Raw genomic sequence first — 9255 nt, 5'->3', positions numbered from 1 at the left:
TATTAGTTTTGTGTAGAAAAAAGATATCCTCATTTTATCAACAAAAAAAGATGAGTTACGAACAAAAAAACACATTGAAATTTCAAGTGCATCAAATTATTCTATATCTACTTCTGGCCGGGAGTAAAAAACAGAAGGAGAAACACTATATGAAAAATAAACTTCAACGCTATTTTCCTATAATCAGAACAAGAAAAGAAATTTTAAATGAATTGCGTGATAACGATGAATTATGGAGTCAATTTGAAAGCTGGGAAGAAGAGAATCAAGAAGAATATCTTGATATTTGTACAGGTGTAAAGGGAGTAAAGGTACTTTATGATACATTCTTTAAGGCAGTCATGAATCCGGATACGCGACCAGAACGATTAAATGATTTTCTCTCAACAGTTCTCGGAAGGACAGTGAAAATTCTAAAAGTATTGCCAAATGAATCGGCAAGAATTGCAGCTGAAAGTTCATTGCTTGTAATGGATATAGTTGTACAATTTGAAGATGGAAGTATTGCAAATGTCGAAGTGCAAAAAATCGGATATCTTTTTCCAGGGGAGCGTAGCGCATGTTATTCAGCTGATATGTTATTAAGACAATATAAAAGAGTAAGAAGAGAATTAGGAAAAAAATTTCATTATCGAGACATAAAAAAGGTATATACGATAGTTCTATTTGAAAAAAGTAATAGTGTTTTCAAAAGTTTTTCAAAGGACATTTATATTCATCGGTTTCAGCAACAAAGTGATTCAGGAATAGAACTGAATCTTTTGCAGGAGTACACGTTTATTTGCCTTGACATTTTTGATAACATCATTCACAATGAAGGCAGAAAAATAGACGGTAGATTAGAAGAATGGCTCGTATTTCTTAAAGAGGATGATCCCGATATGATTATAAAATTATTGGAACAAAATTCTGAATTCAGAGACATTTATGAAGAAATCTATAACATCTGCCGGAACAGCGAAAGGATGATGGGGATGTTTTCAAAAGAACTGGAAATATTGGATCGTAATACAGTAAAACTAATGATTGATGAGTTGGACGAGGCACTTGGAGAGGAAAGGGAAAAAGTAAAAGCAATAAAGCAGGAAAGGGAAACACTGAAAGCAGAGATGCAGGAGGCGAAAGCGGAGAAAGAATCGCTGAAAGCAGAGATGGAGCTGAAAGAAAACGTGCTGAGGAGGCAGAAAAGGAACTGATCCGGTTGAGGGCAGAACTGGAAAAACTGAGAAAATAGATGAAATACAAAGCGATATCAGTTGTTTCTTATTTACTCTGCGCTCCTGGAGTGTTATAATAACTGTTAAGACTGCCGGGAGGCATCTGTTTGAAGATTCTGATAATAGAAAAAGATAGAAGAATTATTTGAAGGAGTAAATGGTATGGAACTGACAACAATTCGTGAGTTATTTAAGAACAGAGAGGCATATCTGGACAAAGAGGTAACAGTTGGGGGCTGGATTCGAAGTATTCGAGATTCTAAGACATTCGGATTTATCGTATTGAATGATGGATCTTATTTTGATACATTACAGATTGTATATCATGATAAGATGGAGAACTTCGCTGAGGTTTCCAAGCTGAATGTAGGAGCAGCAATCATTGTTAAGGGTACACTGGTAGCAACACCACAGGCTAAGCAGCCATTTGAGATCCAGGCAGAAGAGGTTGTGATCGAAGGAGCATCCGCACCGGATTATCCACTGCAGAAGAAGCGTCACAGCTTTGAGTATCTTAGAACAATTTCTCATCTCCGTCCGAGAACAAATACATTCCAGGCTGTATTCAGAGTTCGTTCTCTGGCAGCATATGCGATTCACCAGTTCTTCCAGGACAGAGGATTTGTATATGTACACACTCCGCTGATCACAGGAAGTGACTGTGAGGGTGCAGGAGAGATGTTCCGTGTTACAACACTGGATATGGACAACGTTCCGAAGAATGAGGATGGAACTGTAGATTATACACAGGATTTCTTTGGGAAAGAGACAAGCCTTACAGTAAGCGGTCAGCTTAATGGTGAGACTTATGCACAGGCATTCCGCAATATTTATACATTTGGACCAACATTCCGTGCAGAGAATTCTAATACAACAAGACATGCGGCAGAGTTCTGGATGATCGAGCCGGAGATCGCATTTGCAGATCTTGAAGATGATATGGAACTGGCTGAGGCTATGTTGAAGTATGTGATCAACTATGTACTTGAGAATGCACCGGAAGAGATGAACTTCTTCAACTCTTTCGTTGATAAAGGACTTCTTGACAGACTTCATAATGTAGTGAACTCTGACTTTGCACGTGTAACATACACAGAGGCAGTAAAGATCCTTGAGAAAAACAATGATAAGTTTGATTATAAAGTATCCTGGGGATGCGACCTTCAGACAGAGCATGAGCGCTATCTGACAGAGCAGGTATACAAACGTCCTGTATTCGTTACAGATTATCCGAAGGAGATCAAAGCTTTCTATATGAAGATGAACGAAGATGGCAAGACAGTAGCAGCTGTAGACTGTCTTGTACCGGGAATCGGAGAGATCATCGGAGGAAGCCAGAGAGAGGATGATTATGACAAGCTTCTTGGAAGAATGAAGGAACTTGGACTTAAGGAAGAAGATTATGGATTCTACTTGGATCTGAGAAAATATGGTTCTACAAGACATGCAGGATTCGGACTTGGATTCGAGAGATGCGTAATGTATCTGACAGGAATGTCCAATATCCGTGACGTCATTCCGTTCCCAAGAACAGTAAACAACTGCGAACTGTAATAATATTAAAGAAGTTTTAGAGTGTTATCCACACATGAAAGCAAAATGTGTGGATAACACTCTTTTTTTCTGCCTGTTATGTGAATAACCTTTCATGCCAAATAGAAAATTTAACATTTCATCCATTAAATTAAATGGAACTTTAATAAAATATTCGCTATTTAACATAGATTTAACATAACTTCACAGAGTTTTTTATAAAGCCATGATAATCTCGGATATGTAAAGAAGAAAAAAACACTGCGTTTGAAAAACAGATGCAAGACAGTGATTTGTAATTGAAAACAGACATGAGAGAGGATCTGGAGGAAGAAAAATGAAGGAAAACATACAGATTGTTTTCGGGCTGCTTGGTGGCCTGGCGGTTTTTATCTATGGAATGAACATGATGAGTGAATGTCTTCAGAAAGCGGCAGGAGAAAAAATGAAGAAAATCCTGTCACTTTTAACGAGAAATCCTGTAATGGGAGCACTTGCGGGAATGCTTGTTACAGCCGTACTGCAAAGTTCAAGTGCAACGACGGTTATGGCGATTGGTTTTGTAAGTGCAGGACTGATGACACTGCCACAGGCAATTTCTATTATTTTTGGTGCCAATATCGGTACAACAATGACAGCACAGCTGATTGCATTTAAGTTGAGTGACTACATTTATGCAATCATTTTTATTGGATTTATCGTATATTTTATTTCTAAATCAGAACGTGTGAAAAATGTCGGAATGACTATTTTTGCATTTGGTTTATTGTTCCTTGGAATCGAGACAATGGGATCTGTTATGAAACCATTAGCATCAAGCCCTATTTTCACAGAGCTGATCGGCAAAGTGGCAGATATTCCAATCCTTGGAGTTGCTGTTGGTGCATTAATGACTGTTGTGGTGCAGAGCTCTAGTGCAACAATCGCAGTACTCCAGAACTTTGCAGCTCAGCCGGGTGCAGATGGCGTGACAAGTATTATTGGTCTGGCCGGTGCAATTCCGATTCTTTTCGGTGACAATATCGGAACAACGATCACAGCGCTTCTGGCAAGTATCGGTCAGCCAAAGGATGCGAAGAGAACAGCACTTGCACACTGTATCTTTAATATTTCAGGATGCTTCCTGTTTATCTGGTTCGTAAAACCACTGGCAGCGTTTATCCAGTATATTTCCCCTAAGGGACCGGAGATTGAAGTGATTTCGAGACAGATTGCGAATACGCATACATTTTTCAACCTTGTGATGACGCTGATCTGGGTACCGCTTATTGGAGTTATGGTGAAAATCGTAATGCGTCTGATCCCGGACGGAGAAGTGAAAGAAGTCAATGCAGTGCAGCCAAAATTTCTTGATAACAAACTGATCAGTCAGCCGACAGTAGCATTACAGATGGCTGTAAGAGAGGTGATGAATTGTGGAGAACAGGTTGGGTTGATGCTGAAAAAGGCAGCAGAAAAGATTGATAGTGGAGATGGTGCTTCTGTTGAAGAATTTGTAAAGAGCAGAGAAGTGACAACTGAGCTTACAGGAAAAATCACAGATTATCTTGCAGAAATGGCAGCGGCTGGAGTTATGACAGAGCAGCAGGCAGCAAGAGCTGCAGAGCTCAGTATGTATTGATCGATATTGACAGAATCAGTGAACTTACGAAAAATGTCGCTGTTTCCATGCAGACAGAAAAGCTTGTGAAAAAGGACAAGAAGAGTGCAAAAGAAGAAAGAGTACAGTTCTCACAAGAAGCATCAAAGGATATACAGAAGAGCATGGAACTTGTCAGTGAAATGTACAATATGGTCATGAAAATGGTTAATAACGAAGAGGCAAATGAGGCTGAAAATCTTGTCAAGATGAAAGAAAAGATCCGTAAGATGGACGGAGATATTCGAAAAGGACATATTAAACGTGTACACAAAGGAAAATGTAAGGCAGGACTTACGGCTGCATTTAATGAGATTCTACATAACGTGGAGAGAATCGGAAACAGCTGTGTGAATCTGGCAGATGCGGCAGAGGACGGAGTGAGATTCAGCACATTTTTAAGAGAGATGGAGTAGAGAACTTTATTATGAGCAGGCAAACTTTCAATAGAAGAGAGTTTGCCTGTTTTCTATTTCATGGAAATCCTTTTGATTTTATGCTGATAAAAGAAGAAAAACTGTGCTAAAATAGTTGAGACAACAAGAAAGAACAGTTATAATATTAATCTGTTGATAGAGAGAAAAAGGTAACTTTTACTAATATAGGAAGGAAGTAGTAAATGAAGATAGAATTACCAAAGAAGGTATTATTTATCATTAATAATCTGCAACTTGCAGGATATGATGCATTTGCAGTAGGTGGCTGCGTGAGAGATTCTATTTTGGCGAGAAAACCGCAGGACTGGGATATCACAACGTCGGCAAAACCAGAAGCAATCAAGGAAATATTTCGCCGGACGGTTGATACAGGAATAGAACACGGAACAGTTACAGTAATGATTGGCAAAGACAGTTATGAGGTGACGACTTACAGAATTGACGGTGCTTATGAGGATAGCCGTCATCCGAAGGAAGTCCGCTTTACCAATTGTCTGGAAGAAGATCTTCGCAGAAGAGATTTTACGATCAATGCGATGGCATATAATGATGATGTCCGGCTGGTAGATGTGTTTGGTGGAATGCAGGATTTGAATCATCATCTGATCCGTTGCGTTGGAGATCCGAGGGAAAGATTTTCAGAAGATGCACTTCGTATCCTTCGTGCGGTACGCTTCTCAGCACAGCTGGATTTCCCGATTGAACCTGATACTGCCAAAGCAGTGAAGGAGCTTGCACCAAACCTTAAGAATATCAGTGCAGAACGTATTCAGACAGAGCTTGTGAAACTTCTGACGTCTCCACATCCGGAACGCATTCAGGATGCCTGTGAACTTGGAATTACAAAGGTGGTTCTTCCAGAATGGGATGCCATGGTAGGAGTAAAACAGAATACAATACATCATAAGTACGATGTGGCAGAGCATACACTTCATACATTGAAGCATGTGAAGAGAGATAAATACCTTCGTCTTACAATGTTGTTCCATGATATGGGAAAACCGGCAATGAAGACAACAGATGAGAAAGGAAACGATCATTTCAAAGGACATGCTCTGGAAAGCGAGAAAATTGCCCGTACAGTTTTGAAGCGGTTAAAATTTGACAATGAGACGATTCGCATTGTAACGAAGCTGGTCTGCTATCATGATTACCGGATGGAAGCAACACCGGCGAATGTACGTCGTGCAATGAATCGGATTGGTGTCGAATTATTCCCATACTATCTCGCAGTGCGTCTTGCAGATGCAAAATCACAAAGCACTTACATGAGAAGGGAAAAGATTGAAAATATCGTAGAGATAAGAAATCTTTACAAACAGATCCTGATGGAGAATCAGTGCGTGACTCTTCGACAGCTTGCAGTGAGTGGAAGAGAATTGATGGAACTGGGGATGAAGCCGGGACGCGAACTCGGTGCAATGCTCAGTGAACTGCTGGAATATGTGCTGGATGATCCGGAACGGAATACGAAAGAGAATCTCTGTAAGTACGTGAAAGAAAAAATGGAAAAAGAAAAGTAGGAAATGCCGGAAGAAAAAGAGAATACTCAGGTTGTCCCTTTCATACATTAGAAAGAAATCGTTGTCGGTTGCTGTTAAAACCGACAGTAAAAAGTCTGGTAACTGGAAAAGAATAACAATCCAGGTCAATGGGACAGGGGGCAGCCATGAGAGAATATGAGATGGAAGTACTGGAAAAGTACGAACTTGAAGTGAATAGCACCCGGCGGATCAGAGGTGCATTTTATTGCGATACAAAAGAAGGGACGATGCTTCTGAAAGAGACAAAGATCTCGGAGAGGCGCGTCCCTTTATTGTATCTTATTTTAAACCGATTAGAAAAGCAGGGATATCTGGTGGATACACCTGTGTTCAGTAAAGAAGGGAATCTAGTTCAGAATTCCAGAGATGGAACAAGATATTTGATGAAAAAATGGTATCCGGGGGAAGAGTGCAATCTGAAGAGAGAGGAAGATATTTTCCGGGCAGCAAGAAAACTGGGAGAGCTTCATCTGGGATTTCAGTGGTATGAGCCGGACTTGCAGGAGAAAGAAATATTTCAGAAATTCCAGAAAGAAGAGGTGCAGGAAATCCCACAGAATACACCGCAGTCAGTTTGTGAAGAAAAGAAAATTGACTGGACAAAGTTGTCACCATTGTTAAGTAAAAATCCATTGGAAGAAATGAAACGTCGTAACAGGGAAATGAAAAAAGTGCGGTCATTTATCAGAAAACGGGTTGCAAAAAATGAATTCGAATCCTATTATCTGAAGCATTATGAAGAAATTGCATGGCAGGCAGAAAAGGTGACAGAGCAGATAGAACGGTCTGGTTGTCGGAATCTATATGAAAGAAGTATACGGGAAAGGAAAATGCTTCATGGAGATTATAATTATCATAATGTCATGATCCTTCCGGAAAATGAGGTGATAACAAACTTTGAGCGGATGAGAATCGGAATACAAGTAGATGATCTATATTACCTTTTGAGAAAAGTAATGGAAAAATACCATTGGAAACAAAAAACAGGACAAAATATATTAGAAGCATATGAAAGCGTACGGCAATTAAAACCAGATGAAAGAGAGTATCTTTGCCTTCGACTGGCCTATCCGGAAAAGTTCTGGAAGACAGCAAGTGCTTATTCCAGATCAAATAAAGCATGGCTTCCGGAAAAGAGTGTAGAGAAGCTGCAGACAGCAGTAGAGCAGACGAAGGAGAAAGAAGTATTTTTGAGAGAGGTCTTCGAATAAAAAAAGCTCCGCAAACCGCGGAAAATGTGGATTTATCTTGACAAACAACAGGGAAACCGTTATAACAGTACATAAGGGTTTGAGGCAAGTTATCGTGCAGACTTGTAACCTGAATAAATAAAACTAGGAATAGAATTGTATTTGAGTACAATAAAGGAGGACATAATCCATGAACAAAACAGAATTTATTGCAGCAGTAGCTGAAAAGGCAGAGATTTCCAAGAAAGATTCCGAGAAAGCATTAAAGGCATTTGTTGATGTTGTAACAGAGCAGCTGAAAGCAGGAGATAAAGTACAGCTTGTTGGATTTGGTACATTTGAAGTCAGCGAGAGAGCAGCAAGAGAAGGAAGAAACCCACAGACAGGAAAAACTATGACAATTGCAGCTTGCAAGGCTCCTAAATTCAAAGCTGGAAAAGCATTAAAGGACGCTATCAACTAGTTCAGGGGATTTTGTAGAAGAATATATGAGACTGGATAAGTTTTTAAAAGTCTCCCGTCTGATCAAGCGAAGAACTGTAGCAAACGAAGCCTGTGATGCAGGACGTGTGCTGGTGAATGGAAAGACGGCGAAAGCATCTGTGAAGGTAAAGCCGGGAGATGTGATCGAGATTCAGTTTGGAACGAGAACCGTTAAGGTTGAGGTTCTTGAACTGCAGGAGACAACAAAAAAAGAAGAAGCAAAGGACTTATTTAAATACCTGTAAAGTCTGTCAGACAACAGGAATGTATAAGTCGATCAATGGTTATTGTTTTCAGTAATCTTAGAAAGGCAGGGAATATTTTAAAAAGTGAGATATTCCCTGCCTTTCTGTATGCTATACGATAAAGCATCTTTGGACGCACATATATAAAACCCTTATCTGTCAGGAATAAGTATAAAAGCTCTGACATATATATAGAAAAGTACAGGGAACTGTTATCTGATTCCAGTAATATACTGTGGAGTATGCCAGAGAAGAGGGAGGTGCAGCGGATGGAGGAACAGCAAAAGACTGTAAAGGCTCATAAGCTGGTGGTTAATAACCGGAAGACAAGTATGGTGACAGGTGTTCTGGATGTATTGTCTTTTGATCTGAATGAGATTCTTCTGGAAACAGAGCAGGGAATGCTGTTAGTAAAAGGAACAGACTTGCATGTGAACCGCCTCAGTGTGGAAAAGGGAGAAGTAGATTTGTCGGGAACAATAGACAGTGTTTCATATTCTAATATTTCACAGGCAAAGAAACAGGAAGAAAGCTTTTGGACAAAGATGTTCAAGTGAGGAAGAAAGAAGATGCTAAATATAAAAAAAGAACTGCTTGTTTTCTTCTGTGCCTGTCTCACAGGTGTGAATGTCCGGGCTGGGTACGAGATCCTGATTTTCTTAAGGAAAATGATAATACATAATAATCTGGTGAAAGGAATTGAGGATCTGTTCTACTGGATATTTATGAGTGCATATATTTTCTCACAGATATATGCAACTATGTATGGTAGTATCAGATGGTATTTTCTACTAGGTCTTGTATTTGGCGTTGCCGTTATTCAGAAACTGATTGCGTCTGGAGAAAAAATACACAAAAAAACAAGGAAAAACCTTGAAATTATTAGAAAAAACAGATAGAATGTTGATAATTGGGAAGTTTATAGGGAAGACTCCGTCAGTGAAGGCAGGATGGATTTCCCGGTAAC

General features: G+C 39.6%; 10 protein-coding genes. All 10 read left to right on the top strand.

Annotated elements, in window-relative coordinates:
* Nucleotides 1-149 precede the first annotated feature (149 nt).
* The 10 genes from DXB52_RS07430 (at nucleotide 150) to yabQ (ending at nucleotide 9187) form a co-directional block, all read left to right on the top strand.
* Complete coding sequence (locus DXB52_RS07430) at nucleotides 150-1196, top strand: PD-(D/E)XK nuclease family transposase (protein ID WP_118106866.1); 1047 nt, start codon at nucleotides 150-152, stop codon at nucleotides 1194-1196.
* Between the two features lie 183 nt (nucleotides 1197-1379).
* Nucleotides 1380-2771, top strand: coding sequence for an asparagine--tRNA ligase (asnS, locus tag DXB52_RS07425; RefSeq protein WP_118106865.1), 1392 nt, complete (start codon nucleotides 1380-1382; stop codon nucleotides 2769-2771).
* A gap of 316 nt (nucleotides 2772-3087) precedes the next feature.
* Nucleotides 3088-4371: a Na/Pi cotransporter family protein gene (locus DXB52_RS07420; protein ID WP_472520024.1), complete on the top strand. Its 1284-nt coding sequence runs from the start codon at nucleotides 3088-3090 to the stop codon at nucleotides 4369-4371.
* Nucleotides 4368-4805, top strand: a complete 438-nt coding sequence (locus DXB52_RS16920; RefSeq protein ID WP_472520023.1) for a PhoU domain-containing protein — start codon at nucleotides 4368-4370, stop codon at nucleotides 4803-4805. Before DXB52_RS07420 ends, DXB52_RS16920 begins: the two co-directional genes overlap by 4 nt.
* 203 nt (nucleotides 4806-5008) lie before the next feature.
* Nucleotides 5009-6349: a CCA tRNA nucleotidyltransferase gene (locus DXB52_RS07415; protein ID WP_015529977.1), complete on the top strand. Its 1341-nt coding sequence runs from the start codon at nucleotides 5009-5011 to the stop codon at nucleotides 6347-6349.
* A 128-nt stretch (nucleotides 6350-6477) separates the two neighbouring features.
* Complete coding sequence (locus DXB52_RS07410; RefSeq protein WP_330580503.1) at nucleotides 6478-7581, top strand: hypothetical protein; 1104 nt, start codon at nucleotides 6478-6480, stop codon at nucleotides 7579-7581.
* A gap of 169 nt (nucleotides 7582-7750) precedes the next feature.
* The gene (locus DXB52_RS07405) at nucleotides 7751-8023 is read left to right on the top strand and encodes an HU family DNA-binding protein (RefSeq protein WP_015529979.1); all 273 of its coding nucleotides are present in this window, start codon (nucleotides 7751-7753) and stop codon (nucleotides 8021-8023) included.
* A gap of 25 nt (nucleotides 8024-8048) precedes the next feature.
* Entirely contained in the window at nucleotides 8049-8288 is a 240-nt protein-coding gene (locus DXB52_RS07400) for an RNA-binding S4 domain-containing protein (RefSeq protein ID WP_015529980.1), read from the top strand.
* A gap of 269 nt (nucleotides 8289-8557) precedes the next feature.
* A complete protein-coding gene (gene yabP / locus DXB52_RS07395; RefSeq protein ID WP_015529981.1) occupies nucleotides 8558-8845 on the top strand; it encodes a sporulation protein YabP in 288 nt (95 codons plus the stop codon).
* A gap of 12 nt (nucleotides 8846-8857) precedes the next feature.
* Nucleotides 8858-9187: a spore cortex biosynthesis protein YabQ gene (gene yabQ, locus DXB52_RS07390; protein ID WP_117541446.1), complete on the top strand. Its 330-nt coding sequence runs from the start codon at nucleotides 8858-8860 to the stop codon at nucleotides 9185-9187.
* Nucleotides 9188-9255: the final 68 nt, after the last annotated feature.

Origin of the sequence: Ruminococcus sp. OM04-4AA (assembly GCF_003462585.1) — a bacterium.
Taxonomy (GTDB): Bacteria; Bacillota; Clostridia; order Lachnospirales; family Lachnospiraceae; genus Mediterraneibacter; species Mediterraneibacter faecis.
The sequence above is the reverse complement of the archived record's forward strand: the minus strand, read 5'-3'. Positions and strand labels throughout refer to the sequence as shown.

Bases quoted from the DNA above. Each gene is read 5' to 3' on its own strand.
- DXB52_RS07430 (WP_118106866.1), top strand. From the start codon at position 150: ATGAAAAATAAACTTCAACGCTATTTTCCTATAATCAGAACAAGAAAA.
- asnS (WP_118106865.1), top strand. From the start codon at position 1,380: ATGGAACTGACAACAATTCGTGAGTTATTTAAGAACAGAGAGGCATAT.
- DXB52_RS07420 (WP_472520024.1), top strand. From the start codon at position 3,088: ATGAAGGAAAACATACAGATTGTTTTCGGGCTGCTTGGTGGCCTGGCG.
- DXB52_RS07415 (WP_015529977.1), top strand. From the start codon at position 5,009: ATGAAGATAGAATTACCAAAGAAGGTATTATTTATCATTAATAATCTG.
- DXB52_RS07410 (WP_330580503.1), top strand. From the start codon at position 6,478: ATGGGACAGGGGGCAGCCATGAGAGAATATGAGATGGAAGTACTGGAA.
- DXB52_RS07405 (WP_015529979.1), top strand. From the start codon at position 7,751: ATGAACAAAACAGAATTTATTGCAGCAGTAGCTGAAAAGGCAGAGATT.
- DXB52_RS07400 (WP_015529980.1), top strand. From the start codon at position 8,049: ATGAGACTGGATAAGTTTTTAAAAGTCTCCCGTCTGATCAAGCGAAGA.
- yabP (WP_015529981.1), top strand. From the start codon at position 8,558: ATGGAGGAACAGCAAAAGACTGTAAAGGCTCATAAGCTGGTGGTTAAT.
- yabQ (WP_117541446.1), top strand. From the start codon at position 8,858: ATGCTAAATATAAAAAAAGAACTGCTTGTTTTCTTCTGTGCCTGTCTC.